This window comes from Streptomyces sp. NPDC028368 (assembly GCF_055565615.1).
In genome coordinates, this window is the sequence record NZ_JBVHTY010000008.1 from 261,219 (window position 1) to 287,152 (window position 25,934).

Sequence of the window (25,934 nt, forward strand, 5' to 3'; positions counted from 1 at the left end):
GGAGGTACTCCCGTCGCCGACCGACCCCCACCCCACCGCCCCTCAGGAGAGCGCGCGATGAGCGTCCAGCTGCCCCCCGCGACCGAACCGGTCCCCGGCCCCGTCCCGCCCAGTGATGCCGAAGGCCGCCCCGCCAAGGCCCGTACCTCACGGCTGCGGCTGACAGTCCGCCGCTTCGCCCGAAACCGCCTGGCACTGCTCGGGCTGTTCCTGCTGGTGCTGCTGTTCCTGGGCGCGTACGTCGGCCCGTTCCTCACCAAGTGGGACTACCAGCAGCACGACTACATGAACTTCCTCTCCAGCCCCTCCGGGGACCACTGGTGGGGCACCACACAAGGCGGCGTCGATCTCTTCTCGCTCACCATGCGCGGTCTGCAGAAGTCGCTGATCATCGGCCTGCTGGTCGGAGTCCTCTCCACCTTCCTGTCCGCCACCGTCGGCGCCTTCGCCGCGTACTTCGGCGGCTGGACCGACCGGGTACTGACGTGGATCGTCGACCTGCTGCTGGTGATGCCCCAGTTCCTGATCATCGCCGTCCTGTCGCCCGCGTTCCGCGGCGCCACCTGGCTGGTCTTCGTGTTCCTGCTCGGCGCCTTCAGCTGGATGGTCACCGGACGCGTCGTACGCTCCATGACCTTCACGCTCAAGGACCGCGAGTTCGTCAAGGCCGCCAAGTACATGGGCGTGCCCGCGCCGGTCATCATCTTCCGGCACATCCTGCCCAGCATGGCCTCGATGCTGATCATCGATGCCGTCATCCAGGTCGGCGCGGCGGTCATCGGCGAGAGCAGCCTGTCGTACTTCGGATTCGGCGTGCAGGCGCCCGATGTCTCCCTCGGCACGGTCATCGCCGACAACACCACCAACGCCTCCACCTACCCGTGGCTGTTCTTCTTCCCCGCCGGCTGTCTGGTGCTGATCGGCGTCTCCATCTCGTTCATCGGCGACGGGCTGCGCGACGCGCTCGACCCCAACGCGGCGGGCGCGAAGGCACGTTCACCCCGTAAGAGGAAGCAGCTGAAGCAGCAGCGGCCCGCCGCGACGGTTCCGGCGCAGGCGCCGGCCGCCGAAAGCCAGGGCGCCGCCTCATGAATCGCCGCCCCATGCATCGCGCTGTCCCCACCCCCCACCACCACCTCGCGCACGGCGCACCCCAGGAAGGACCCCGACGGTGACCGAGACCAGGCCGGCCCAGCCCACCGAGGCTGTTGACGCGGCGCAGCCCGTCCTCGACGTCAGCGATCTGACGGTCTCCTTCCCGAGCGAAGCGGGCGACGTGCAGGCCGTACGCGGCGTCTCCTACGCCGTGCGTCCGGGCGAGGTGCTCGGCATCGTCGGCGAGTCCGGCTCCGGCAAGTCCGTCTCCTCCATGGCCGTGCTGGGGCTGCTCCCGGAGAGCGCCGAGGTCGCCGGGTCCGTGAAGCTCGCCGGGCGCGAGCTGCTCGGCCTGGGCGACGCCGCCATGTCGAAGATCCGCGGCAAGGACATCGGCATGGTCTTCCAGGACCCGCTGTCCGCCCTGACCCCCGTTTACTCCGTCGGCGACCAGATCGTCGAGGCCATTCAGGTCCACCAGTCACTGGACAGGGCGGCCGCCCGCAAACGGGCCGTCGAACTCCTCGACGTGGTCGGCATTCCCGACTCGAAGCGCCGGGTGGACGCGTTCCCGCACGAGTTCTCCGGCGGTATGCGCCAGCGCGCGATGATCGCCATGGCCATCGCCAACGACCCCCAGGTCATCATCGCCGACGAGCCCACCACCGCCCTCGATGTGACCATCCAGGCGCAGGTCCTGGAGGTGCTCAAGACCGCCCAGGAGGTCACCGGCGCCGCCATTGTCATGATCACCCATGACCTCGGTGTCATCGCCGGATTCGCCGACCGGGTGCAGGTCATGTACGCGGGCAAACCGGTCGAGGCGGGCCCGGTGGACGAGGTCTACTACCGGCCGCGGATGCCGTACACCATCGGCCTGCTCGGCTCGATCCCCCGGCTGGACGAGGCGCGGGCGGAGGGCGCCGCGCGCCGCGCTCTGACCCCCATCGACGGCAACCCGCCCAGGATGGTCGACCTCGCGCCCGGCTGTCCCTTCGCGCCGCGCTGCCCCATCGCCATCGACCAATGCCGCACGGTGGAACCGGAGTTGAAGGTAGTCGAGGGCTCCGGCCTTCCCCAGGCTGTCAGCTCTGTTCGAGCAGGGGAGACCCCACTCACCGCCTGCCACCGCGCCCACGAGATCGGGGCCGGTCTCGACCGCGATGCCGTCTACCCGGTACCGGTGCTGCCGGAAGCCGGTGCGATCGAGCGGCTGCCGCGTGCCGAGCGCCCCGCCGTTCTCGAACTCGACGGGCTCGTCAAGCACTTCCCGCTCACCAAGGGCGCGATCGTCAAGCGCGCGGTCGGCACCGTACGGGCCGTGGACGGCATCAGCCTCGACATCCGCGAGGGCGAGACGCTGGGCCTGGTCGGCGAGTCCGGCTGCGGCAAGACCACCACCCTGCTGGAGATTCTCGACCTGCCCAGTGGCCAGGCCGGCACCGTCACCGTCTTCGGCAAGGACATCCGCGGCCTCAGCCGAGCGGACCGCAAGGGCCTCCGCCGCGATATGCAGATCGTCTTCCAGGATCCGATGGCGGCGCTCGACGCCCGGATGCCGGTCGGCGACATCCTCGCCGAGCCGCTCAAGACCCACGGCTGGGACAAGGCGCGGATCGCCGCCCGGGTCCCCGAACTCCTCGACATGGTCGGCCTGGAGCCCGAGCACGCCGACCGCTACCCGCAGGAGTTCTCCGGCGGCCAGCGCCAGCGCATCTCCATCGCCCGCGCCCTCGCGCTGGAACCCAAGCTGGTCATCCTCGACGAGCCGGTCTCCGCGCTGGACGTCTCCATTCAGGCGGGCGTCCTCAACCTCCTCGAGGAGCTGAAGACCCGCCTCGGGCTCAGCTATCTCTTCGTCGCCCACGATCTGTCCGTCGTACGGCATATCGCCGACCGCATCGCGGTCATGTACCTGGGCCGGATCGTGGAGCTCGGCGCGGCCGACGACGTCTTCACGGCGCCCTCCCACCCCTACACCCAGGCGCTGCTGTCCGCGGTCCCGCTGCCCGACCCGCGCAAGGAGCGGGAACGCAGCCGGATTCTGCTCAGCGGCGATCTGCCCAGTCCGGCGGACGTGCCGTCCGGCTGCCGGTTCGCGGGCCGCTGCCCGAAGTACAGCGGGCTCGGCGAGAGCGAGCAGGCGCGCTGCCGGGACGAGGACCCGGCCACGGCCGTCCTCGGCCCGGACCACACGGCGGCCTGCCACTACGCGACGGCGGTCGATGTCGTCCAGCCTGCAGCACCGCACTGATCCACCCACACGCCCACTCCCCACACACCGGTGGCCGGCACATCACCGCCACCCAGGAAGAGGAACTCGTGAAGGTCTCCCGATATCCACTCGCCCTCGTCGCGACGCTCGCCGTGTCGTCGCTGGCGCTGACCGCCTGCGGCGGCTCGGACAGCGACGACGCGGAGCAGAAGGCCCCGCAGAAGTCGACCGCCCTCAACATCAAGGCGACCGACCCCGCGAAGCTCAAGCAGGGCGGGACGATGAACTGGGCGATCCAGACGTTCGCCACCCAGTGGAACATCGTCGAGATCGACGGTCTCCAGTCCGGCCCCACCGAGGTGATGAAGTCCCTCATGCCGAGCTTCTGGATCTCGGGGCCGGACGCCGTGCAGACGCCGAACAAGGCGTTCCTGCTGGACGCCTCGTCCAAGACCGTCAAGGGCAAGCAGGTGGTCACCTGGCATCTGAACCCCAAGGCCAAGTGGTCCGACGGCACGCCGATCACCTGGAAGGACGTCGCCGCCAACACGCGCGCCCTGGACGGGCATGACAAGGCGTTCAAGGTGACCTCCACCGTCGGCTTCGACCAAGTGGCGGATGTCAAGAAGGGCAAGGACGACTACGAGGCCGTCATGACCTTCGCCAAGCCGTTCGCGGACTGGAAGGGCATGTTCAACTCGGCGGCCAACCAGCCGCTGTACCCGGCGAAGTACTTCTCCGACGCCAAGGCCTTCAACACCGCCTACATCAACAAGATCCCGGTCACCGCCAACGCCTTCAAGGTGGGCACCATCGACAAGTCCGCCAAGACGGTCACGGTGCTGGCGGACCCGAAGTGGTGGGGCGACAAGCCCAAGCTGGACAAGATCGTCTTCCATGCGATGGACCAGGCATCGATGCCGGGCGCCTTCGCCAACGGTGAGGTCGACTACTTCGACGTCGGCGGCGACTCTTCCGCCTACAAGCAGGCGACCAAGGTGTCGACCGGTGAGATCCGTGAAGCGGGCGGCCCCAACTACCGCCAGATCACGTTCAACGGCAAGAGCGCCAAGCTGAAGGACCCCAAGGTCCGCCAGGCGCTGTTCATGGCCACCGACCGCGAGACGATCGCCAAGTCGGACCTCAAGGGCCTGGGCTGGAAGCCCTCCACCATGGACAACCACCTCTTCGTCGACAACCAGAAGGGGTACCAGAACAACGCGGGCAAGCTGGGTAAGTACGACCCGAAGGCAGCCGGGAAGCTGCTGGACGAGGCGGGCTGGAAGCTCAGCGGCAAGATCCGCAAGAAGGGCGGCCAGGAGCTGTCGCTGCGGTTCATCATTCCGTCCGGCACTCCCGCGGCCACCAACGAGGGGTCGATGCTGACGCAGATGTACCAGCAGGTCGGCGTCAAGCTACAGGTCCAGACGGTGCCGTCCAACGACTTCTTCGACAAGTACATCACCCCGGGCGACTTCGACGTGACGCCCTACACCCTGCTCGGCACGCCGTTCGCCGCGAGCGGCTCCACCAACGTCTACGCGGCCAAGGGCGGCAACAACTACGCCAGGATCGGCACCAAGAAGCTGGACGACCTCCTGTTCGCGGCCAGCACCAACGCCGCCGACCCGGCCGGCGCGCTCAAGCAGGCCAACCAGGCCGACGCCGAGGCCTGGCAGCTCGCCGGCGTCCTGCCCCTCTACCAGCGCCCCGACATCGCGGCCATCAACAAGAAGCTCGCCAACATGGGCGCCCTCGGCATGACCGAGCACCCGGTCTACGAGCACATCGGCTTCATCAAGTAGCCCGCTGAGCGGCACGCACCCTATGCCGGAGGCCGGACCCGTACCGTACGGGTCCGGCCTCCGGTGTAAGGGCGGTCAGGTGCCACCGACCTCAAGGACTGCCCCGCCCGGACCGCCGGAGCGGCGAGGGGCCGGGCCGCCGGTCTACGGATGCAGGATCACCTTTGTGTAGCCCTCGATGCGCTTGTCGAACTTGTCGTACGCCGACGGGGCCTGGTCCAGGGGCAGTTCGTGCGAGACGACGAAGCTCGGCTTCGCCCGGCCCTCGATGATCATGTCGCGCAGGTAGCGGTTGTAGCGCTTCACATTGCACTGCCCCGTACCCATCCGCAGGCCCTTCTCGAAGAGCTTGCCGACCGACACGAGGAGCATGCCCCGCTTGGCCTGCTCGTCAGGGCCTCCCGGGTCGGCCGGAACGTACAGGCCGGGTACGCCGAGGGCGCCGGTGGCCCGGACCGTGCCGACGAGCGAGTTCAGGACGGTCGCCGGTTCCTCACGGTCCGCGCCGTGCGCCATCGCCTGGTAGCCGACGGCGTCCACACCCTTGTCCGTGCCGACGCCCTTCGTCTGATCCTTGATCTGCTGCACCGGGTCGCCCTCGGCGAAGTTGATCGGGACCGCGCCGATCTCCCGGGCCTTCTCCAGCCGCTCGGGAACCCGGTCCACGACGAACACCTTGCTCGCGCCGCGCAGCAGAGCCGAGTAGGCGGCCATCAGGCCGACCGGTCCGCCGCCGTACACCGCGACACTCTCGCCCGGACGGACCTGGGCGAGTTCACAGCCGTGGTAGCCGGTGGGGAAGATGTCGGCGAGCAGCATGAAGTCGGTCTCGTGCTCGTTTCCCGGCGGCAGCTTCAGGCAGTTGAAGTCGGCGTAGGGAACCCGAAGATATTCCGCCTGGCCACCTGACCAGGGCCCCATGGCTACATATCCGTAAGCGCCGCCCGCAAATCCCGGATTGACGGTCTGACAGTATCCGGTGAATCCCTCGGAGCAATTGGTGCAGAACCCACAGGCGACATTGAACGGCATGACCACTCGGTCGCCCTCGCTGAGGGAAGTGACGCCCTGGCCGATTTCCTCGATGATTCCCATGTTCTCGTGACCGAAGACGATGCCGGGCTCAGCTGCCGTACGCCCTTCGTACATATGCAGGTCCGAGCCGCAGATCGCGGTGGAGGTGATCCGTACGATCACCTCGTTGGGATGCTGGATGCTGGGCTTGTCGACATTATCGACCGCCACGGAGAACGGTCCCTTGTAGACGACGGCTTTCATTTGCTGCCACCTCCCGCTCGACGGAGCGCATGCGGAAGCACGCGTGAGCAGAGGTATTTTCCCCGCCTTTTCGCGTGACCCATCTCTCATGATTCTCCGGGCTACTGGATGGGGCAAGCCGGTAATGTGTGGAGAAATACCCACTCCATACACCCCGAGTAATGCCACTCTGGACTCTGGGTATCGCACCGTCGCACCGAGAAACGAAACAGGGAGGTCGACACGTGGCAGCACAGCGACTCGGAACCTTGCTCGTCCCCGTGCTCGGCCTGTCCGGCACCTCGTACCCGCCGGGCACGACGGTTACCGTCCGCGGTCGCGGCGCTACTGTCGATGCGTTTGTGAACGGCGACTGGCTCCCCCTGTCGTGGTGGGAGTTCTCCGACGGCCTCCGCGAGGACATCGCCGACCGCTGACGCGTCCCGCCGCGGCTACTCGAACCGCGCGGGGTCGCCTGCCCCTCGGCGTACGATCTCGGCTTCGCCGCCGGAGAAGTCGATGACCGTGGTCGGTTCGGTGCCGCAGTCGCCCGAGTCGATCACGGCGTCCACCACGTGGTCGAGCCGTTCCTTGATTTCCCAGCCCTGGGTCATCGGCTCCTCCTCGTCGGGCAGCAGCAGGGTGCTGGAGAGCAGCGGTTCACCGAGTTCGGCGAGCAGCGCCTGAGCGACGACATGGTCCGGGATCCGTACCCCGACCGTCTTCTTCTTCGGGTGCAGCAGCTGGCGCGGCACCTCCTTCGTCGCAGGGAGGATGAAGGTGTAACTGCCGGGCGTCGCCGCCTTGATCGCGCGGAACACGTCGTTGTCGACGTGCACGAACTGCCCCAGCTGCGCGAAGTTCTGGCACACCAGGGTGAAGTGGTGACGATCGTCGAGGTTCCGGATCGACCGGATCCGGCCGATGCCGTCACGACTGCCCAGCTGACATCCCAGTGCATAACAGGAGTCCGTCGGGTACGCGACGAGCGCGCCGGAGCGGATGCTGTCAGCCACCGTGCTGATGGTGCGCCGCTGAGGATTCTCGGGGTGTACGTCGAAATACTTCGCCATCCGCCGAGTCTAGGTGATCAGGACAGCCGCGCTGAGGTGGCCGTTCCCGGCGGGTGCGACGGCTCGGCAAACCGGCGGGTCGCCGAGCCGTCGCACCCTCCCCTTCTCGCCCGTGCGCCGGGCCCACGCGTCCTGTTGGCGTCAGACCGACGCGGCGGTCTCCGCTCCGGCGATGAGCACATCCAGCAGCGACAGCAGGGCACCGCGCACGTCCGAACGGGAGCGGGCGTCGAGCATGAGGATGGGCGTGTTCGGGTCGCTCAGGTGCAAGGCCGCCTTGATCTGCTCTGCGGTGTAGGGCTGCTCGCCGTCGAAGCAGTTCGCGCCGATGACGAACGGCAGCCCGCGGCTCTCGAAGAAGTCGACGGCCGGGAAGCTGCGGTCCAGTCGCCGGGTGTCGACCAGGACGATCGCCCCGAGCGCTCCTGCCAGCAGGTCGTCCCACATGAACCAGAAGCGTTCCTGGCCCGGTGTGCCGAAGAGGTAGAGGACCACTCCCGCGTCGGCGAGGGTGATCCGGCCGAAGTCCATCGCGACGGTGGTCGCCGTCTTGGACTCGATGCCGTCGAGGTCGTCGACGCCGACACCCGCGGCGGTCAGCCGTTCCTCGGTGCGCAGCGGCTCGATTTCGGAGACCGCTTCGACCAAGGTCGTCTTGCCGACGCCGAAGCCACCCGCGATCAGGATCTTGACGGGGGACTCTTCCTGGGCGTCTGTGTCATATCCGGGCAAGGTTGTCCCTGATTTTCATGAGCAGGTGGACATTGGACGTTTCGGCCGCATCCAGGGGCGGCCGGTGATGGATCAGACCGCGATCCGCCAACTCGCTGAGTAGGACCGTCATCGGGGTGAGGCGCATCTGCATACGAGCGGCGATCTCGGCGACCGCCCGCCCGTTCGGCGGTTGGCACATGGCCAGAATGTCCTGCCATTCGGTGGACAGGCTGCCGTCGGCATCCGCCGCCACCGTCGCTGTGATCAACGTGTCCATGGTCAGGACGGTGCGGGGTGCGGTGGTCCGCCCGTCGGTGAGGGCGTACAACCGCGTCCGGCGCCGCCTGGCGGGCTGCGGATCGGCCGTCATGACGGCTTGGGCGCCGGCGTGCGCTCCGGGGTGCTGAGCCACTCACCGAGCGCCTGCGATGCCCGTACCACCTCGCCACCCAGCTCCCCGAGCCGGGCCTTGCGCGAGGTCACGACGATGAGCGTGCTGCCCTCGCCGCACCCGACGATGCAGAGATAGCGGTCGTCCATCTCCACCAGCTGGCGGATCACCCGGCCACCGCCGACCTCCCTGGAGATCGCCTTCATCGTGGCCGCGATGCCGGAGGACGCCGCGGCTATGCGCTCCGCCTGGTCCCGGTCCAGCTGATAGGCGCTCAGCTTGATCCCGTCGTTGGACAGCAGCACCGCTCCCGCGATGCCGGCGATCCGGCTGAGGTGGTTGTCCAGAATGCTGTAGATCATGTCGTTCGTCGTCATGGCTGGTCCCGTCGGAGCTCTATTTCCACTGTCTCGGTGCCGTGCTCGTAATCCGCCCAGGCGTCGGCCACTTCTTCGGGCGTCGAGGTGTCCTCGGCGACCGGTTCCGCTACGCGTTGCTCGCGGAGTTGCTTGGCGATATGCGTCTGCGGCACACGCTCCGGCAGGGGCGGCACGGAGGAGCCGTCCCGGGGCAGGGTCCGGACCGCCGCGGGCGCCTCACGCGACTGACGGCGTGGCAGCCCGGAGCCGGTGAGAACGGGCTCCGCCGGCGCGGCGGGGCGCGCGTGGAGGACGAACTCGGGCTTGCGCTCGTCCGGCGTGGGCGCGTGCGACGTGGGCGCGTCCGACGTGCGCTGCTCCGGCTTGCTCTCGTCCGGGCGGCGTGGCGCGGGGGTGCGTGGCGCCGAACCGGCCGCGGCTGACCCCCCGGTCCGGACCTGGTTCTCCTCGGTCCGGACCAGGTGCTCCTGGGGAATGATCACGATGGCGGCCGTGCCGCCGAATGTCGAGCGGCGCAGGGTGACCCGTGCCTGGAGCTGGTCGGCGAGGTGGCCGACCACGAACAGGCCGAGCCGGTGGGCATTTTGCGCCAGGACGGCGTACGGCGGGGCGGCGTGCAGCCGGCCGTTCATCTCCTCGTAGCGCTCGGCCGCCACGCGCGGACCACGGTCCTCGATCTCCACCGACAGTCCGTCGGTGACGAGTTCGGCCCGGATGGCGACCTTCGACGCCGGCGGGGAGAACCGCGTCGCGTTGTCCAGCAGCTCCGCGAGGAGGTGGCTGATCGCGCTGATGACTCGCGGCTCCACGCTGATCTCGTCCAGGGCGACCCGCTCGATCCGCCGGAAGTCCTCGACTTCCGCGGCGGCCTCACGCAGCAGGTCCGCGACGCGCATGGGCTCAGCGTGCGGGTCGGGGATCTCGCCGCCCGCCAGGATGAGCAGGTTTTCGATCTGCCGCCGCATACCCACCGTCAGCTGGTCGGATTTCATCAGCTGTGCGAGCAGCGCTTCGTCGTGGCCGAAGGTGTCCTGAAGGTCCTCGGTCAGGCTCAGCTGGCGGCTGACCAGGTTTCCGGTGCGGGAGGCGATGCCCGCTGCGAACATGCCGAAGCCCTGCCGCTCGTCGGCGAGTTGCCGGTACCCGTCGACGGATACGGCGACGGCTCGGGCGAACGCGTCGCTGATGCGGCCGACTTCGTCCCGGTCCTGTCCCGGCCCCGGCAGCGCCTCGGGGTCGACAGTCTGCCCGCGCTGCAGTCGGTCCACGATGTCCGGCAGCGTTTCCTCGGCGACGGTCACCGTGCGCTCGTGCAGCACGGCCATGCGGCGCAGCACCGTGCGCGTGGTGAAGACGACGACGGCCACGACGAGCAGGAGGCCGGCGCCGCCTCCCACGATCATCCAGATGACGTCTGACTCGAGCTCGTCGGCCGTGGCATCGGCGTGCACGATCACCGCACGCGTCTGGTCGGAGTTGAGCTGGGACAGCTGTGGGACGACCTTTGCGTACGTGGCCGTCCAGCCACGCACCAGGCGCGGCAACGCGACGCCGCCCGGGATGTCGCGGTGATCGGACAGCGCCGCATTCTCGATACGGGTCTTGGTCTTCCACGCGTCCGAGGAGACGATCTGCGCGTAGGCTGTCCGGCCTTTTTCGGGCAGATAGGGAACGATCGACGTGCCGTACAGGAAGCGGTGGGCTCCAATGGCGTTGGTGAGCTCTTCGAACTTGCCGCCTCGCAGCTTTCCGGCCGGGCCGGCGGACGCGAGGAGTGTGTCTTCCTGCGCGAGCACCTCCGATGCTGCGAACAGGGCGGCCACCGGTCGGCTCTCCTGCGTGAGCGTCGCATCGTCCATGTTGCTGAACTGTTGGTAGACGCGGATCATCTGGCCGATCACGCCGGTGTAGTAGCCGGTGACGCGGTCCACGCTGCCGCTGCGGGCGTCGGTGCGCTCGCGGTAGGCGTCCAGGTCGTCAAGCTGCTTCTTCACGTCCCGGACGTAGCGGTCCGCCCGGTCGTCCCTGCGGTCGTCCGGGGCGTCGGCCGACCGCTGGAATGTGGCTACCGCTCGGTCCGTGGCCGCGCGCCGGTGGCTCAGGTCGGCCCGGGACACGGGCGAACCGGCCCACTGCGCGGCCGCCATGCTGCGCTCGGCCTGCATCTCGGCCATGAGCTCGTACAGGGGAATGCCGATCCGCTCACCGTCCGCCACATCGGCGCGCAGGTGCGAGGACTGCTGCAGCAGCCGGTCGGCGGTGACGAAGACTTGGGCGCCCATCGCCACGGTGGGCACCACCGCCAGCCAGATGAGCAAGGTGCGCAGACGCACGGCACCCCGTCGTCGACTTCTCGTGGGTGCTATGTGGCCTTCGGGCTGTGGGCCTTCGGGATCTATGGGAGTCATCGGTCCTCGTGAGCGGAGACAAGGGAACAGAAGACCAAAAGCCGGTACGGCCACTCCGCCCAGGGAAAGCGGAAGTGTCCGTCCGGCATCGGTAGGACGTGGGGCGATCATAACCAGCCACAACATGAAAGGGAGAGGTAGCAGCGGTGATCGATGCGTGATAGCGGCTTGCGTCGGGGTGGCCCGAGAGGCCGCCCAGGGCACTTGGTCAGCCCGAGGAGACGGTCAGCCCGAAGTGCTGACGGCGGCTCACGATGCGGCGGGGCGACGGTGGCAGCCGGTCGCGGCCGCTTTTGGCCCGCTATAGCCGCAGACATCCGGCCGTCTCGGCCCTTGCCCTACGGCGCGATCGCCGGACCCTTGCCGTCAGCCACCGTGTACCGCCGCTGCCGGCGCTCCCGGCAGTCAACTCCCCCCACCGCACCGGCGTAACCAAGCTCATACGGAGCCCAGGGCCGTACAGCTGTCGTCCGGAGTGCGTCGCCCGTCCGGGCGGCAGTCGACATTTGCGACGCACTCGACATCTCGCCATTCCGAACGTGATGCGGAGCAACGGGGGTTGGGGAAGCACCACCGCCGAGCGACAACGCGTCGTCGGCGTCGCCGCGGTTCTTCAGCCCCGTAGACGCCGACGCCGCACGCGCGGAAGACCGGACGCGATCGCGACGTCGCCGGAGTGGTACGCACGCCGTCCCGGCCGGGTACTCCGGGCCGCTCTCGCTGGAGGTGTTCAACGACGTCTTCCGGCAGGCGGACGCGGGACGGACGGCCGTCGAGGCGCTACGGTCGCTGCGCAGCCTGGAGGGGTCGGCGCGGCTGAGCACGCTGCCCGCGACGGTCGTGCCGAGCGGTTTCGCCTTCGCGGAGGTGGCGGCAGCCGACCCCGATCCGGTGCGTACGCTGCTGGGCGCACTCGGCTTCGCCCGCGCCGGCCGCCACACCGGCAAGCCGGTGGAACTCTGGCAGCAGGGCACCGCCCGCCTCCTGTGATGTCGGCGCTGACGATCTCGCCGTCGGACACCGTGCAGGTCCCCAGGAGGTGCCGCCGATGTTCTTGCCGGCCGATGGCCCCGTTCCGTCCCGTCTGCGGGCCGCACTCGATGATGCGGCCCGCACCCGGTCACGAAGAGCGGCGCACCCGCGCGGCCTTGCGGGCCTCGGCCATCTCACGGGCCTCGGTGGTACGGCGGGACTCGCCGCCCGAGCGCCCGGGGCGCCCCAGGCGGGTGCCCCGGCCGCGGAACGGTGCGCCACCGCGCTTGGGGCGCTCGGCGACCGGCGCGGCAACGGTGATGGGGACCCCGGAGGGGGCCTGGGCTCCGGTGATGCGGCTCAGTTCGGCCTCGCCGGAGCGGACCTGGGTGGTCTGCGGGGTGATACCGGCGTCGGCCATCAGGCGGTCCATGTCGCGGCGCTGGTTGGGCAGGACAAGGGTGACGACGCGGCCGGACTCGCCGGCACGGGCGGTGCGGCCGCCGCGGTGCAGGTAATCCTTGTGGTCGACGGGCGGGTCGACGTTGACCACCAGGTCGAGGTTGTCGACGTGAATGCCGCGGGCCGCGACGTTGGTGGCCACCAGGGCCGTGACCTCGCCGGTCTTGAACCGGGCGAGGGTGCGGGTGCGCTGGGGCTGGGACTTGCCACCGTGCAGGGCGGCGGCGCGTACACCGCTCTTCAGCAGGTGCTTGGTGAGCTGGTCGACGGCATGCTTGGTGTCCAGGAACATGATCACCCGGCCGTCACGGGCGGCGATCTCGGTCGTGGCGGCGTACTTGTCGGCGTTCTGCACGTGCAGGACGTGGTGCTCCATCGTGACGACCGCGCCCGCCGACGGGTCGACCGAGTGGACGACCGGGTCCTGGAGGTAGCGACGGACCAGAAGGTCGACGTTGCGGTCCAGGGTGGCCGAGAACAGCATCCGCTGGCCGTCGGGGCGTACCTGGTCGAGCAGCTGGGTGACCTGGGGCATGAAGCCCATGTCGGCCATCTGGTCGGCCTCGTCCAGGACCGTGATGTTCACCCGGTCCAGGCGGCAGTCCTTGCGCTCGATGAGGTCCTTGAGACGGCCCGGGGTCGCGACGACCACCTCGGCGCCGCCGCGCAGTGCACTCGCCTGGCGGCCGATCGACATGCCGCCGACCACTGTGGCCAGCCGCAGCTTCAGGGCCTGGGCGTACGGGGTGAGCGCGTCCGTGACCTGCTGGGCCAGCTCGCGGGTGGGGACGAGGATCAGGGCCAGCGGCTGCCTGGGCTCGGCTCGCTGCCCGGCGGTGCGCGCCAGCAGCGCCAGGCCGAAGGCGAGCGTCTTGCCCGATCCGGTGCGACCGCGGCCCAGGACGTCCCGGCCTGCGAGGGAGTTCGGCAGCGTGGCCGCCTGGATCGGGAACGGCTCGCTCACGCCGAGTCCGGTCAGCGTCTTCAGCAGCTCGACCGGCATGTCGAGTTCGCCGAAGGTCGCAGCCGCGGGGAGGGCCGGGGTGATGGTGACCGGCAGTGCGAACTCGCCGGGCGCGGAGGGGCGACGCCCTTGTCCGCCGGAACGGCCGCCGGGGCGGCCCTTGCCCTTCGGGCGGAAGCCGGCGCCGCGGTCGGAGCCGGCCGAGGTTTTCTTGCGGGGATTGGAGTAGCGGTCGTTCGTGCGAACTGAGCGGTTCATGGAGAACCTTCCTCGATATGGCACGTATCGAGGAATTCTCGGCAAAGTTTAGCCGAACGAATTGCAAGAACGAGCCGAATAAAAGACTGAAGAGAAGCCGGTCGCACCGGCTCGGTAAAGCAGCGACGCCTGACGTGGGAATGTCGATGGGCGGGCTTGATGGTGGGAGGGGTCCCGGGGGCGTGGAGGGCCGCGCGCCTGGCGGGAGCCGTGGCGCGTCGGGCAACCCCTGCAAACAGCAACGAGCTGGAGCCCGCACCAGTGCGGACTCCAGCTGCGTCTTACGCCTCAGCGTCAGGCAGGAACAATGTTCTCCGCCTGCGGGCCCTTCTGGCCCTGCGTGACGTCGAAGTTCACCTTCTGACCTTCCTGAAGCTCACGGAAGCCCTGGGTGGCGATGTTCGAGTAGTGGGCGAAGACGTCCGGGCCGCCACCCTCCTGCTCGATGAAGCCGAAGCCCTTTTCCGCGTTGAACCACTTCACGGTACCAGTAGCCATGTCAAATCTCCTTCGGGGCAGTGCCTGGGGGCCCGCACTGCGCGAACCCCGGCGTCGCCGCGATGATTGCCCCGTCCGGAATACAGCACCGGAAATATAAAAGCGCCTGACAGCATAATGCCATCAAGGCGCTATGGGAACCACAACTGCAACTGGGATCAACAGTAGCACGACATCAGCAGGGGCAGGGAAAATTCGCTATTCCCCCCGTTCCCCCATGGGCACCCGCACCGCAAACTGCCCAAATTTGCGGACCGTCGCCGCCACCGGCCCCGCCACAGGCGACAGCGAGCGGCCTGGGGCCGGTACGGAGGGCTGACGGCTGACGGCTGCCGGCTGCCGGCTGCGTCGTCGGCGTCACTCCCCGTGCGCGTGCGGGCGCCACGGCGGTGCCTGGAAGCTGCCGCCGTACATCGGAAGCTTGATCCGGTCGCCATAGCGTGCGAGCTGCGACCAGGGCCGGTTGATCCCGGAGGAGCCATGGGCGCGGACCCGGGTGACGGCGTCGAGGTCGAGAACGTCGACCAGGACCTCCTCGCCGGTGCCCGCCTTCTGGCGAACGATGCCCTCGGGGTCGACGATGGCGCTCTCGCCGACGCCGGCGGGCTCGGCGGCGTTGACGTTGACGACGTAGAGCTGGTTGGTCCAGGCGTTGGCGCGGGCGCAGACCAGTTCCATTTCGCGGTCCCGGGTCGTGGTGAGGGTGGGCTGGATGATCACTTCGGCGCCCATCCAAGCCAGTTGCCGCGCCGTCTCGGGGAAGGATCCGTCGTAACAGATCGCCAGCCCGAACCGCCCCGCCTGCGGGATGTCGAAGACGACGAACTCGTTGCCCGGGGTGGTCTGTTCGTAGGGCTGCCAAGGGAACACCTTGCGATACCTGGCGACGATCTCGCCCTGGGGGGAGACGGCGAGGGCGGTGTTGTAGATCCGCTGGTCGTCGGCGCGCTCGTAGAGACTGCCCGGCACGAGCCAGAGGCCGGTCTCCCGGGCGAGGTCACTGATGCGGTCGGTGAGCGGGCCGGGGATGGTGGTGGCGGCCTGGTCCATCCAGTCGGCGCGGGCGCGGAGCAGGGGGGCTTCGGCGGCGAGCATCAGCTCGGGTGCGACGACCAGTTGGACGTGGGGGAAAAGGCCCTTTACGGCGCGTACCTGGTCGGCGAAGCGTTGCCAGCTGGCTTCGAGGTCGAAGGGGACCGGCGTGGTCTGGATGGCGGCGATGGTGAGTGTGCGCATGGAGGTCAGTCCTCGGTGATGGTCAGTTCGGCGACGGTCCGGCGGCCGTCGCGGAAGAAGCGGCGGTGGCGTGAGCGGACGATGAGCATGACCGGCGCGCCCAGGACGATGGAGCCGGCGCCGAGCAGGAAGACCCCGCCGATGCCATGGAAGGAGGTGGTGCCGTAGGCCGGGTCGAGCATGTCGTGGACGCTGCGGGCGAAGGCGGCGAGCATCATCAGGCCGCCCAGCAGAGGAAGCACGCCTTTGAGGAGCAGGTCGCGGACGGAGCCGCGCAGCTGGTGGCGGAAGTGCCATACGCAGGCGAGGCCGGTGACGCCGTAGTAAAAGGCGATCAGCAGGCCGATGGAGAGAATGGCGTCGCCGAGAAAGGCCGTGGAGAGGACGCTCAGGAGCGCGAGCAGTGCGGCGGCGGCCGCGCCGAAGAGGACCGTACCGAAGGACGGCGTGCGGTGCTGGGGGTGGATGCGGGTGAACGCCTTGGGCAGGGCGCCGTGGCTTCCCATGGACAAGGTGGCGCGGGAGCTTCCGACGATGCTGGTGAGCAGGGCGGAGACGGCCGAGACGCAGATGGCGAGCTGGACCGCTTTGGCCAGGCTCGGGCCGAGCACCGGCGGGGCGAGGGTGGCGAGGATGTCGGCGGCGGTGTCGGGGTTACCGAGGCCGGTCCCCGTGGTTCCGGTCCCGGCGAAACTGATCGCAGCGAAGGCGGTGAACAGGTAGGTGCCGAGCAGGACCAGTGTGGAGATCACCGCCGCCTTGCCGGGGATGCGGCCGCTGTCGCGGGTTTCCTCGTTGACGGTGATCAGTGCGTCCCACCCCCAGTAGATGAACAGGCACAGGAGCACCGATTCGGCGAAGGGGCCGAAGCCGTCGAAGGCGAAGGGGTTGAGCCAGGACAGGCGCGGTGTGGCGGTGCCGCCGCGGGCGAATGCGGCGGCCCCGAATCCGAACAGGGCGGTGAGCTGCAGCCCCAGGAGCACGTACTGGACCCAGGCGGCGAGTTGCAGCCCCCGGTACGCCACGGCGGTGACCGCGGCCAGCAGCAGGATCGCCGTGACGGTCACCGCGACGCCGCTGCCCGCCAGTGAGCCCAGGCCGAGCAGCCCCAGCAGATAGGTGGCGCCGACCTGGGCGAGCGCGGTCATGCCGATCAGCGTGGCAATCTGCACCGCCCAGCCGCCGCAGAGCCATCCGGCGAACGGGCCGAAGGCGCGGGTGCTCCATACGAAGGTGGTGCCACAGTCCGGCATCGCACGGTTGAGCTCGCGGAAGGCGAAGGCGGTCAGCAGGATCGGCACGAAGCCGAGCAGCAGGGCGGCAGGGGCTTGATGGCCGACGACCGTGGTCACCAAGCCGAGGGTGACCGCGATGCTGTAGGCCGGGGCGACGCAGGACAGGCCCAGCGCGACCGAGGCGCCCAGGCCGACGGAGCCGCGGCGCAGCCCCTTGCCGCCCGGTTCGGTACGCATCGCCGCTTGGGGTGGGTCGGTAGTGCTGTCGGCAGCGGTGAGACGGGGGATCACGGGGGCCTCCTGTGGCAGCACGCCGGATGCGCGATTCGTTAAACGGGAGTTTAAGAACTGTCGTGCCTGGCACGTCAAGGCCTGGTCGCGTACTTTTAAATGCGGGATAGAAGATAGAGATCCGAGTGGAGGCAGTCGCGGTGGCACGGAAGAAGGACCAGGCCGCCCGCCGGGCGACGCTGGGCGCGGCCGTCGAGCGGGCGGTCCTGGCCCGCGGCATGGAGGGCCTGCGCCTGCGGGACGTCGCCGATGAGGCCGGCGTCACCCCGGCCGCGGTCCTGTACTACGGGGATCTGGACACGCTGATATACGAGACCTACCAGCAGGCCATCGAGCGGTTCAGCCGGGAGCGGGAGCAGGCCGCGGAGCAGTCCGACGACGCGCGAGACCGCCTGCACGCCTGCATCGAGCACGGCGTCGCGCACGGCCCCGGGGACAGCCTGCCGCGCCTCCTGTTCGAGTACTGGCCGCGCACCCTGCGCGACGCGAAGGCGGCCGCCCTCGACAGTGCGCTGACGGAGCGCCAGATCGCCATCTATTACGGAATCCTCGTACTGGGCCAGGCGCAGGGGCACTTCACGCTCAGCGATCCCCCGCGCCTGCTGGCCGCCAACTTCGTAGCCATGGAAGACGGCTACCAAATGGAAGTGCTGGCAGGCCGCCGCGTCCGTACAGAGGTGATCGAGGCCCTGCATTCCTACGCCCGGACGGCTACCGGCTACGACCCTGGGCGCTGAACGCATTAAGCGCCGGCTCGCGGCGCTTCCCACTCCCCCGATCCGACCGGCCGGCACCGCGGGCACCTCCGGCGGTACCGCGGGCATGGCGGACGGCCCCGAAGCGGTGGGCGGCGCCCTCCTCCCCAGGTAAAACCTTTCTCGCATTCCCGTATACCGCACGCCATCGGCCGGTCGGCCCGGCCTGCCCTTCCGGTCCGTACAGCGCGGCACAGCCGCAGCTCAGGACCCTTTTGCGGGTGGATCGCCGAGAAGGAAGGCGGGGCGTCGCATGTTCCGGGCGTGTTGCGGCGCGGTTGACGGGGCGACGTCCGAGGCACACGATCGATATATAGGTGCTGGATACAACAGACCCCTGTGGGGCTGTCTGGCCGCTGGTCTCCGGCGTGCTCGCTCCCGGCGTCCGACAGCTTCCTCGGTGGAATCAGGAGGACATGGCATGTGTGGCATCACCGGCTGGATTTCCTTCGACCGTGATCTGCGCTCCGAGCAGGAGACCGTGGACGCGATGACCGAGACGATGTCCTGCCGCGGGCCCGATGACCGCGGCACGTGGGTGCAGGGGCCCGCCGCTCTCGGGCACCGCCGTCTCGCGATCATCGATCTGCCCGGTGGACGTCAGCCGATGACCGCCGAGAGGGCGGACGGGACCCCGGTCGCCCTCGTGTACTCCGGCGAGACCTACAACTTCGGTGAACTGCGTGAGGAACTGGTCTCCAGGGGCCACCGCTTCACCACCGACTCCGACACCGAGGTCGTCCTGCGCGGATACCTCGAGTGGGGCGAGGCGGTCGCCGAACGGCTCAACGGGATGTTCGCGTTCGCGATCTGGGACGAGCAGCGCCAGCGGCTCGTCATGATCCGCGACCGGATGGGCATCAAGCCGTTCTACTACTACGCCACGTCCGACGGCGTGCTGTTCGGATCGGAGCCGAAGGCCATCCTCGCCAATCCGCTCGCCAAGCGGAACGTGGGGCTCGACGGCCTCCGCGAGCTCTTCGCCTTCATCAAGACACCCGGTCACGCCGTCTGGGAAGGCATGAACGAGGTCGAGCCCGGCACGGTGGTCACCGTTGACCGCAACGGCCTGCGCCGGCACGTCTACTGGTCGCTGCAGACCCGCGCGCACCACGACGACCGGGACGCCTCGGTCGCCCATGTCCGTACGCTGCTCGACGACATCGTCCGCCGTCAGCTCGTCGCCGACGTACCGCGCTGCACCCTGCTGTCGGGCGGCCTGGACTCCTCGGCCATGACCGCGCTGGCGGCCCGTCAGCTGGGCGAGGTGGGCGAGACGGTACGCAGTTTCGCCGTCGACTTCGTCGGCCAGACCGAGCACTTCGTGGCCGATGAACTGCGCGCCACCCCCGATACGCCCTACGTGCACGACGTGGCCCGCCTCGCCGGCACCCGGCATCAGGACATCGTGCTGGACTCGGCCGCCCTGGCCGATCCCGAGGTGCGCGCCAAGGTCATCCGGGCCCGGGACATCCCGATGGGCCTGGGCGATCTGGACGCCTCGCTCTATCTGCTGTTCAAGGCCATCCGCCGGCACTCGACGGTCGCCTTGTCCGGCGAGTCGGCCGACGAGGTATTCGGTGGGTACAAGCAGTTCTTCGACGAGGAGGCCCGCCAGGCCGACACCTTCCCCTGGCTCGTCCGCTTCGCGGAGCACTTCGGCGACGACGGCAACATCCTCACCGACAGTGTCACCAACTCCCTCAACCTGGGCTCCTACATCCAGGACGGCTACGACTCCGCCATCAAGGACGTCGAACGGCTCGACGGGGAGAGCGACTTCGAATTCCGTATGCGCAAGATCTGCTACCTGCACCTGACGCGCTTCGTACGGATCCTGCTCGACCGCAAGGACCGCGCGAGCATGGCGGTCGGGCTGGAGGTGCGGGTGCCGTTCTGTGACCACCGGCTGGTCGAGTACGTCTACAACACGCCGTGGTCACTGAAGTCCTTCGACGGACGGGAGAAGAGCCTGCTGCGCGAGGCCACGGCGGACGTACTGCCGAAGTCGGTCTACGACCGCGTCAAGAGCCCCTACCCGTCGACCCAGGACCCCCAGTACGCGGTCGCGCTCCAGCACCACGCCAAGGAACTCCTCTCGCAGTCCTCGCACCCGGTCTTCGACCTCGTCGACCGCAAGTGGCTGCAGCGGGCGGCGGACCACGACACCCCCCAGATCACTCAGGCGTCCCGGCGCGGCCTCGAAAGGACACTGGATCTGGCCCTGTGGTTGGACATGTACTCCCCCACCATTACGCTCGCTTGATCGGAAACGGGCGCGCGATGGGCTGAGCGATGACATTCGGCGATGACGAGGCGCTGCACCTGGTGATCTCCCTGCACCGGCTCACCCGGAGCCTGCGCAGGGCTGCCACCGCGGGCAGCATCCAGCTGACCCATATCGCCGTTCTGGCGCTGCTGTCGCAGCAGGGACCCGCCCGGATCGGTGAGATCGCGCAGTGGGTGCCCTGTTCCCAGCCGACCGCCACCGCGGCCGTCCTCGCGCTGGAGTCGGCGGGCCTGGTCCGCCGCGAATCCGATCCGGCGGACAAGCGAGCCAGCCGCGTGCTGCCCACCGAGCGCGGCACCGCCGCGCTGGCCGACGTCGCCCGCGGCGAGGCCGAGGTGCTCTCCAAGCGCCTCGCCTCGCTACGGCCCGACGAGATCCGCCAACTCGCCGCGGTGGAACCGCTGTTGCGGCGGCTCGCGGAGGCGGCGGACTGAGGGATGGAGTGCGGGGTGGACCGCGGTTGAGCCGGGCGGCCCGCCGCTCACCCGGCCCGGCGCGGGCGGCTGCGCCGGACCCGGCTGTGTCCGGACCATCCCGGGCGAGGTGCGAGGACAGGCTCTAAGCTCGGTGAAGGGGCCCGAAGAACTGATCTTGGAGGCTCCCATGGTGCAGTTGCCCGAAGCCCGCGATGTGGCCCCACGCGTGGCCGTCGGCGCCTTCTTCCTGAACACCGGGCTGACGAAATTGCGGGCCGACCAGGCGACCGCCGAGGCCGTGCACGGCATGGCCCGTACGGCGTATCCGTTCTTGGAGAAGATCCCCGCCGAGCGGTTCACGCGGCTGCTGGCGTGTACGGAAATCGCGGTCGGGGGTGTACTGCTCACCCCGTTCGTACCGACCCGGCTGGCCGGGCTGGCGCTGACCGGATTTTCCAGCGGGCTGGTCGGGCTGTACCTGCGGCTGCCGGGCATGCGGGAATCCGGAAGTCTGCGGCCGACGCAGGACGGGATGCCGTTGGCCAAGGACAGCTGGATGCTGGGTATCGGGCTGGGATTCCTGACCGCTCCGTGCCGGCGACGGCGGTCCGCGGCTGCTCGGCACCGGCATGCCGCCGCGCGCCGGCGGTGCTGCACGGGCTGATCCCGTAGCGGCGGTACGCAGCAGGGCGCTCGCCCGGCCTCGGCCGGCCGGGCGCCGCCGTACGCGAAGAACCTCCAGGCCTGCAGAAGCCCGGAGCAGGACGCTCCGCGCTTCAGAACGGCAGACCCCGCAATCACTCTTGAGGGGGCTCTGAGCCGAGTGTGAAGGGCTGCGCGCGGCAGACGAGCAGGGCGACGTCGTCCGGGTCGTCGGGGCGCCGGAGTTCACGGAGGAGGTGGTCGCAGGTTTCCTCCAGGGGGCGGTCGGGCGCGTCGAGCAGGTGGAGGAGGGTGTCGAGGCGTTCGTCGATGGCGTGGTGGCGGGTTTCGACCAGACCGTCGGTGTACAGGACCAGTTGGTCGCCGGGGGCGAGGCCGAAGGTGATGGTCTCGAAGGGGACGCCGCCGACTCCGAGCGGCGTACCGGTGGGCAGGTTGAGCAGTTCGGGGTGCCTGCCGCTGCGGACGAGGGCGGGCGGCAGGTGGCCGGCGGTGGCGACGTGGCATTCGGCGCGGTGCGGGTCGTAGACGGCGTACACGCATGTGGCGATGAAGTGCTCCAGCCCTGAGGTGATCTTGTCGAGGTGCTGGAGGACCTGCGCAGGCTCGAGGTCGAGGTCGGCGAAAGCGCAGGTGGCAGCGCGCAGGCGGCCCATCGTGGCGGCGGCGTCGATACCGCTGCCCATGACGTCGCCCACGACGAGTGCGGTCCGGTCGCCGCCGAGCGGCAGGACGTCGTACCAGTCCCCGCCGACCTCTTGGGTGGCCTGCGCGGGCCGGTACCGGGAGGCGACGTCCAGACCGGGAAAGTGGGGTGGGTGGTCAGGGAGCAGGCTGCGCTGCAGGGTCTCGGCGGCGTTGCGCACGCTCTGGTGCGAGCGGGCGTGGTCGATGCATACGGCGGCGCGCGAGGCCAGCTCACCGGCGAGGGCGAGGTCGTCCTCATCGAAGGGCAACCGGTTGCGGGCCCGCGTGAGCCCCAGGAAGCCGAGGATCTGGCCGCGGGCGATGAGCGGGGCCAGCATGTAGGAGTGCACGCCGGCGCGGGCCAGCAAGGTGGCGGCGTGGTCGTCACGGGCGATGCGCGCCAGGTCGTTGTCATCCGCGTGGGAGATCAGGATCGGCCGGCCGGTGCGTACACATTGGGTGGCCAGGCGGTCGGCGTCGTAGGCGGCGATCTCGCCGGGCGGATCGGCGGCCTGGACGGCTTCGGTGGGGTAGGCGGCCTTCACCGCGAGGGCGCGGAAGCGCGCGGGGCCGTCCTGGGGAGCAGGTCCGGGGCGGTGCTCATCGAGGACCGAGTCGAGCACGTCGACGGTGACGACGTCGGCGAGCTCGGGAACGGTGACCTCGGCCAGCTCTCGGGCGGTCTGTCCCACCTCCAGGGTGGTGCCGATACGCGCGGAGCCGTCGGCGATCAGGGCCAGGCGCCGCCGGGCCTCGGCAGCCTCCATCGCCGCCTGATACCGGTCGGTGACGTCCACCACCAGGTCGGCCACCCCGAGAATGCGTCCCTGGGGGTCCTCCAGCCGGTAGAGAGAGATCGACCAGGCGTGCTTGTCCGAGTCGGCGGGTGTGTGGCCGACGATGGTGGACTGGTCGACCATGGGGATCCCGGTCTTGAGGACCTGCCGCATCGCGGCCTCGGGCACCTCGAACTTCGCGGCGGACATGATGTCGCGGTAGTGCCGGCCGAGGTGGTCCTTCGCCGGTATGCCGTGCATCCGCTCCAGAGCGGGGTTGACGGCTACGTACCGCAGATCGGTGTCGAGGATCGCCAGCCCGATGGGGGACTGGGAGATCAGCCGGGTGGACAGGGCGACATCCCGCTCCACTTCGCGCAGCGTCGGTGAGTCGGTGGCGAGGCCGAGGGCGTAGAAGTCGCCGCGGTCGTCCAGCAGCCGCATGTTGCGCAGCTCCACCAGCCGCGAGGTGCCGTCCTTGTGCCGGACGGGGAAGGCGCCGCCCCAGCTCTGGCCGGTCTCCATGACCTCGCCGAACTTCTTGATCACCAGGTCCCAGTGCTCTTCGTGGACCAGCAGCGGCGCCGCGTACTGCCCGAGCGCTTCCTCGGCGGTGTAGCCGTACAGGCCTTCGGCCTGCGGGCTCCACAGAACGATCCGCCCCTCGGCGTCCAGCAGCACCGCGGCGACACCGAGGAGGTCCATCAGGCCGCTCGGCTGCGGCGACCGTCCCTCCGGCTCACCGGAGTCAGCCGGACGCCCGTCGACTGCGCTCACCCGGGCACTCCTTCCACCTGGCGGACCACGTGCGCTGTCCCCTCGCTTCGGTCCGTGGCCTGTCCACCTGTCCCTGGCTGCCCCCTTACCTGGTGAGTGCTTCCGCTTCCATGGTCCACCTGGTCCGGCCGATCGCCCACCCCGTCCGGAACCGGGGTACGGACGGCTTGCCCGGCCCTGAGGAGGCGCTCCGGCGCGGCGTGGCCGTCATCGCGCGGTGCCCGCAGTGCCCGCGGCGCCCCCACGGCCATCCGGCAGTCCGGCTGCCCGGCCCTCCGGCCGTGACCTCCGTGGTTGACCACGTCCCCACTCGGGCGACCGGCACCGCCGGCGGTCCACGCGCTCACACCGCCAGGGGCCGGTCCCTTGGGGCCACGGGGGCCGGGAGCACGGTGGATCCGGTCAGATAGCGGTCTGTGGCCGCCGCGGTGGCCCGTCCCTCAGCGATGGCCCACACCACCAGGGACTGGCCGCGTCCCGCGTCGCCCGCGACGAAGACCCCGTCCAGGGCCCCGTCCAGGGCCCCGTCAAAGTGCGGGTCCGCTCCCCCGCCCAGGTCACCGTCCGTGCGGGTACGGGCTGTCCGCTCCGCCCGCTCCCGCATCTCGGCCGCGAATCCGTCGTCCCGGGCGAAGTTGCCCCGGTCGTCCAGCGTGAGCCCGAGCTGCCGCATCAGTCCGGTCCCTCGTTCCGGACCGGAGAAGCCGAGGGCGAGCAGGACCAGCTCCGCCGGGATCACCCGCTCGGTGTCCGGCCGCGGCCGTCTGGCTTCGGGTTCCACTTCCGTCAGGTGCAGCGCGCACACATGGCCGTCCGTGCCCCCTGCGAAGCGGAGAGTGGCGGAGGAGAAAACCCTCGGGTCCGTGCCCTCCCGGCCCCGGGCCTCCTCGTGGGCATGGGAGATCCGGTAGACCTTCGGATACGTGGGCCAGGGCTCGGCGTCCGGCCGCGCGTCGCCCGGCTCCGGGTTGATGTCCAGCTGCACCACGGAGATCGCGCCCTGGCGCAAGGCGGTGCCCAGACAGTCCGAGCCGGTGTCCCCGCCGCCGACTATCACCACGTGCTTGCCCTCGGCGGTGACGGGTGACGTGGCGTAGTCGCCCTCCCTGACCCGGTTGGCGAGGGTCAGGTAGTCCATGGCCTGATGGATGCCGTACAGCTCACGGCCGGGGACGGGGAGCTCCCGCCGCTCCCCGGCTCCGACGGCCACAACCACCGCGTCGTGCCGCCTTCTGAGCTCGGTGGCGTCGAGATCGCTGCCGACCTCCGCACCCGTGCGGAACGTGGTGCCCTCCGCCCGCATTTGCTCGATGCGGCGGTCCAGGTGCCGCTTTTCCATCTTGAACGCGGGGATGCCGTACCGCAGCAGTCCGCCGAGGCGGTCGGCGCGCTCGTAGACGGCGACGGTGTGACCGATACGGGTGAGCTGTTGCGCCGCCGCCAGCCCCGCGGGCCCGGAGCCGATGACGGCGACGGTCTTCCCGCTGAGCTGCTGCGGCGGGTGCGGCGGCGCGTACCCGCGCTCCCAGATCTGGTCGGCGATGGCCTGCTCGACGTTCTTGATCGTCACAGGATCGGCGTTGATGGTCAGCACGCAGGCGTCCTCGCAGGGCGCCGGGCACAGCCGGCCGGTGAACTCGGGGAAGTTGTTCGTCGCGTGCAGCCGCTCGGCCGCGGCCCGCCAGTTGCCCCGCGCCGCATACACGTTCCACTCGGGGATGAGATTCCCCAGCGGGCAGCCGCTGTGGCAGAACGGGATGCCGCAGTCCATGCAGCGCCCCGCCTGCTCGGACACGACCGGGAGCAGTGCCTGCCCCGCGTAGACCTCGTTCCAGTCACTCAGTCGCTCCTCGACGGGGCGCGCCGGGACAGGCCGACGGGGGGTCTTGAGGAAGCCGTAAGGGTCGCTCATGCGCCGCCTCCATCGCCCTCGCTCACTCGCGGTGCACTACGGCGTTCACGCCAGGCTACGCCCTCTTTGCTCCCATTAGTCCTGGCTTGGTCCCGGCTTGGCCCCGGCTTGGCCCCGGCGTTGGCGAGGCGCGGCCGTGCGGCTGTGCGGCTGGTGGTGGATGACCGGATGGGCCGTGTGCCGGCGGCGGCGCTTCGTCCTATTCGTCGGTGTCGTCGACGATCCTGAGGGCGCCGGACGGGCAGAGACCGCAGGCCTCGCGCGCGGCCGGCTGCTTGACGACGTCGGGGTCGGGCTCGAGCACCAGGACAAGACCGTCGTCGTCCTGGTCGAAGACGCCGGGTGCGGTCAGAGCGCACAGGCCGGCACCGACACAGACGTTCCGGTCGGCGATCACTCGCATG

At 69.5% G+C, this 25,934-nt stretch carries 21 protein-coding genes and 1 pseudogene; 9 read left to right on the forward strand and 13 right to left on the reverse strand.

The annotated features are described in order from the left end of the window. Window positions 1-57 precede the first annotated feature (57 nt). From ACZ4S3_RS20640 to ACZ4S3_RS20650, 3 genes are all read left to right on the forward strand, one after another. Window positions 58-1,092, forward strand: a complete 1,035-nt coding sequence (locus tag ACZ4S3_RS20640) for an ABC transporter permease (RefSeq protein WP_467936159.1) — start codon at window positions 58-60, stop codon at window positions 1,090-1,092. A 79-nt stretch (window positions 1,093-1,171) separates the two neighbouring features. Then, on the forward strand, window positions 1,172-3,349 hold the full coding sequence (locus ACZ4S3_RS20645) for a dipeptide ABC transporter ATP-binding protein (protein ID WP_467936161.1): 2,178 nt from the start codon (window positions 1,172-1,174) through the stop codon (window positions 3,347-3,349). Window positions 3,350-3,417: 68 nt separating this feature from the next. Next, a complete protein-coding gene (locus ACZ4S3_RS20650; RefSeq protein ID WP_467936163.1) occupies window positions 3,418-5,115 on the forward strand; it encodes an ABC transporter family substrate-binding protein in 1,698 nt (565 codons plus the stop codon). A 144-nt stretch (window positions 5,116-5,259) separates the two neighbouring features. Here ACZ4S3_RS20650 and ACZ4S3_RS20655 read toward each other — a convergent pair whose 3' ends face one another. After that, on the reverse strand, window positions 5,260-6,393 hold the full coding sequence (locus ACZ4S3_RS20655) for a glutathione-independent formaldehyde dehydrogenase (RefSeq protein WP_467936165.1): 1,134 nt from the start codon (window positions 6,391-6,393) through the stop codon (window positions 5,260-5,262). Window positions 6,394-6,617: 224 nt separating this feature from the next. Between ACZ4S3_RS20655 and ACZ4S3_RS20660 the strand changes: the two genes are divergently transcribed. Next, a complete protein-coding gene (locus tag ACZ4S3_RS20660; protein ID WP_088795864.1) occupies window positions 6,618-6,809 on the forward strand; it encodes a hypothetical protein in 192 nt (63 codons plus the stop codon). Window positions 6,810-6,824: 15 nt separating this feature from the next. Here ACZ4S3_RS20660 and ACZ4S3_RS20665 read toward each other — a convergent pair whose 3' ends face one another. The 5 genes from ACZ4S3_RS20665 to ACZ4S3_RS20685 form a co-directional block, all read right to left on the reverse strand. Next, window positions 6,825-7,445 (reverse strand): L-threonylcarbamoyladenylate synthase, encoded by a 621-nt coding sequence (locus tag ACZ4S3_RS20665; RefSeq protein ID WP_467936167.1) that lies wholly within the window; start codon window positions 7,443-7,445, stop codon window positions 6,825-6,827. A gap of 141 nt (window positions 7,446-7,586) precedes the next feature. Further along, window positions 7,587-8,177 (reverse strand): GTP-binding protein, encoded by a 591-nt coding sequence (locus ACZ4S3_RS20670; RefSeq protein ID WP_467936169.1) that lies wholly within the window; start codon window positions 8,175-8,177, stop codon window positions 7,587-7,589. Next, on the reverse strand, window positions 8,164-8,529 hold the full coding sequence (locus ACZ4S3_RS20675; protein WP_467936473.1) for a DUF742 domain-containing protein: 366 nt from the start codon (window positions 8,527-8,529) through the stop codon (window positions 8,164-8,166). Before ACZ4S3_RS20675 ends, ACZ4S3_RS20670 begins: the two co-directional genes overlap by 14 nt. Then, complete coding sequence (locus tag ACZ4S3_RS20680; RefSeq protein ID WP_467936171.1) at window positions 8,526-8,927, reverse strand: roadblock/LC7 domain-containing protein; 402 nt, start codon at window positions 8,925-8,927, stop codon at window positions 8,526-8,528. The genes ACZ4S3_RS20675 and ACZ4S3_RS20680 overlap by 4 nt, the downstream gene beginning before the upstream one ends. Then, the gene (locus ACZ4S3_RS20685) at window positions 8,924-11,263 is read right to left on the reverse strand and encodes a sensor histidine kinase (protein WP_467936173.1); all 2,340 of its coding nucleotides are present in this window, start codon (window positions 11,261-11,263) and stop codon (window positions 8,924-8,926) included. The genes ACZ4S3_RS20680 and ACZ4S3_RS20685 overlap by 4 nt, the downstream gene beginning before the upstream one ends. Before the next feature lie 759 nt (window positions 11,264-12,022). Here ACZ4S3_RS20685 and ACZ4S3_RS20690 point away from each other — a divergent pair. Beyond that, window positions 12,023-12,325, forward strand: a pseudogene (locus ACZ4S3_RS20690) (sugar phosphate isomerase/epimerase and 4-hydroxyphenylpyruvate domain-containing protein); the annotation flags it as partial. 133 nt (window positions 12,326-12,458) lie between these two features. Here the strand turns inward: ACZ4S3_RS20690 and ACZ4S3_RS20695 are convergent. The 4 genes from ACZ4S3_RS20695 to ACZ4S3_RS20710 form a co-directional block, all read right to left on the reverse strand. Beyond that, window positions 12,459-13,994: a DEAD/DEAH box helicase gene (locus tag ACZ4S3_RS20695; RefSeq protein WP_467936175.1), complete on the reverse strand. Its 1,536-nt coding sequence runs from the start codon at window positions 13,992-13,994 to the stop codon at window positions 12,459-12,461. 294 nt (window positions 13,995-14,288) lie between these two features. After that, window positions 14,289-14,492 (reverse strand): cold-shock protein, encoded by a 204-nt coding sequence (locus tag ACZ4S3_RS20700; protein WP_018536328.1) that lies wholly within the window; start codon window positions 14,490-14,492, stop codon window positions 14,289-14,291. A 357-nt stretch (window positions 14,493-14,849) separates the two neighbouring features. Next, entirely contained in the window at window positions 14,850-15,728 is an 879-nt protein-coding gene (locus ACZ4S3_RS20705) for a carbon-nitrogen hydrolase family protein (RefSeq protein ID WP_467936177.1), read from the reverse strand. A 5-nt stretch (window positions 15,729-15,733) separates the two neighbouring features. Then, window positions 15,734-17,254 carry an APC family permease gene (locus ACZ4S3_RS20710; protein ID WP_467936179.1) on the reverse strand — a complete coding sequence of 507 codons (1,521 nt, stop codon included), beginning with the start codon at window positions 17,252-17,254 and terminating at the stop codon, window positions 15,734-15,736. A gap of 140 nt (window positions 17,255-17,394) precedes the next feature. On the opposite strand from ACZ4S3_RS20710, the gene ACZ4S3_RS20715 reads away from it, so the two are divergent. The 4 genes from ACZ4S3_RS20715 (at window position 17,395) to ACZ4S3_RS20730 (ending at window position 21,379) form a co-directional block, all read left to right on the forward strand. Continuing rightward, window positions 17,395-17,991, forward strand: coding sequence for a TetR/AcrR family transcriptional regulator (locus ACZ4S3_RS20715; protein WP_467936181.1), 597 nt, complete (start codon window positions 17,395-17,397; stop codon window positions 17,989-17,991). A gap of 439 nt (window positions 17,992-18,430) precedes the next feature. Beyond that, complete coding sequence (gene asnB / locus ACZ4S3_RS20720) at window positions 18,431-20,275, forward strand: asparagine synthase (glutamine-hydrolyzing) (RefSeq protein WP_467936183.1); 1,845 nt, start codon at window positions 18,431-18,433, stop codon at window positions 20,273-20,275. A 29-nt stretch (window positions 20,276-20,304) separates the two neighbouring features. After that, entirely contained in the window at window positions 20,305-20,733 is a 429-nt protein-coding gene (locus ACZ4S3_RS20725; protein ID WP_467936185.1) for a MarR family winged helix-turn-helix transcriptional regulator, read from the forward strand. 169 nt (window positions 20,734-20,902) lie between these two features. Continuing rightward, entirely contained in the window at window positions 20,903-21,379 is a 477-nt protein-coding gene (locus ACZ4S3_RS20730; RefSeq protein WP_467936187.1) for a hypothetical protein, read from the forward strand. A 133-nt stretch (window positions 21,380-21,512) separates the two neighbouring features. Here ACZ4S3_RS20730 and ACZ4S3_RS20735 read toward each other — a convergent pair whose 3' ends face one another. The 3 genes from ACZ4S3_RS20735 to ACZ4S3_RS20745 form a co-directional block, all read right to left on the reverse strand. Further along, entirely contained in the window at window positions 21,513-23,618 is a 2,106-nt protein-coding gene (locus ACZ4S3_RS20735) for a SpoIIE family protein phosphatase (protein WP_467936189.1), read from the reverse strand. Window positions 23,619-23,961: 343 nt separating this feature from the next. Continuing rightward, window positions 23,962-25,530, reverse strand: a complete 1,569-nt coding sequence (locus tag ACZ4S3_RS20740; RefSeq protein WP_467936191.1) for a glutamate synthase subunit beta — start codon at window positions 25,528-25,530, stop codon at window positions 23,962-23,964. Between the two features lie 199 nt (window positions 25,531-25,729). Next, complete coding sequence (locus ACZ4S3_RS20745) at window positions 25,730-25,933, reverse strand: ferredoxin (RefSeq protein ID WP_467936193.1); 204 nt, start codon at window positions 25,931-25,933, stop codon at window positions 25,730-25,732. Between the last annotated feature and the right edge of the window lies 1 nt (window position 25,934).

What these genes read in the sequence shown, in the direction of transcription:
- ACZ4S3_RS20695 (WP_467936175.1), bottom strand. Translation starts at nt 13,994, where the DNA reads ATGAACCGCTCAGTTCGCACGAACGACCGCTACTCCAATCCCCGCAAG.
- ACZ4S3_RS20700 (WP_018536328.1), bottom strand. Translation starts at nt 14,492, where the DNA reads ATGGCTACTGGTACCGTGAAGTGGTTCAACGCGGAAAAGGGCTTCGGC.
- ACZ4S3_RS20740 (WP_467936191.1), bottom strand. Translation starts at nt 25,530, where the DNA reads ATGAGCGACCCTTACGGCTTCCTCAAGACCCCCCGTCGGCCTGTCCCG.
- ACZ4S3_RS20730 (WP_467936187.1), top strand. Translation starts at nt 20,903, where the DNA reads ATGGTGCAGTTGCCCGAAGCCCGCGATGTGGCCCCACGCGTGGCCGTC.
- ACZ4S3_RS20655 (WP_467936165.1), bottom strand. Translation starts at nt 6,393, where the DNA reads ATGAAAGCCGTCGTCTACAAGGGACCGTTCTCCGTGGCGGTCGATAAT.
- ACZ4S3_RS20640 (WP_467936159.1), top strand. Translation starts at nt 58, where the DNA reads ATGAGCGTCCAGCTGCCCCCCGCGACCGAACCGGTCCCCGGCCCCGTC.
- ACZ4S3_RS20675 (WP_467936473.1), bottom strand. Translation starts at nt 8,529, where the DNA reads ATGACGGCCGATCCGCAGCCCGCCAGGCGGCGCCGGACGCGGTTGTAC.
- asnB (WP_467936183.1), top strand. Translation starts at nt 18,431, where the DNA reads ATGTGTGGCATCACCGGCTGGATTTCCTTCGACCGTGATCTGCGCTCC.
- ACZ4S3_RS20680 (WP_467936171.1), bottom strand. Translation starts at nt 8,927, where the DNA reads ATGACGACGAACGACATGATCTACAGCATTCTGGACAACCACCTCAGC.
- ACZ4S3_RS20745 (WP_467936193.1), bottom strand. Translation starts at nt 25,933, where the DNA reads ATGCGAGTGATCGCCGACCGGAACGTCTGTGTCGGTGCCGGCCTGTGC.
- ACZ4S3_RS20725 (WP_467936185.1), top strand. Translation starts at nt 20,305, where the DNA reads ATGACATTCGGCGATGACGAGGCGCTGCACCTGGTGATCTCCCTGCAC.
- ACZ4S3_RS20705 (WP_467936177.1), bottom strand. Translation starts at nt 15,728, where the DNA reads ATGCGCACACTCACCATCGCCGCCATCCAGACCACGCCGGTCCCCTTC.
- ACZ4S3_RS20665 (WP_467936167.1), bottom strand. Translation starts at nt 7,445, where the DNA reads ATGGCGAAGTATTTCGACGTACACCCCGAGAATCCTCAGCGGCGCACC.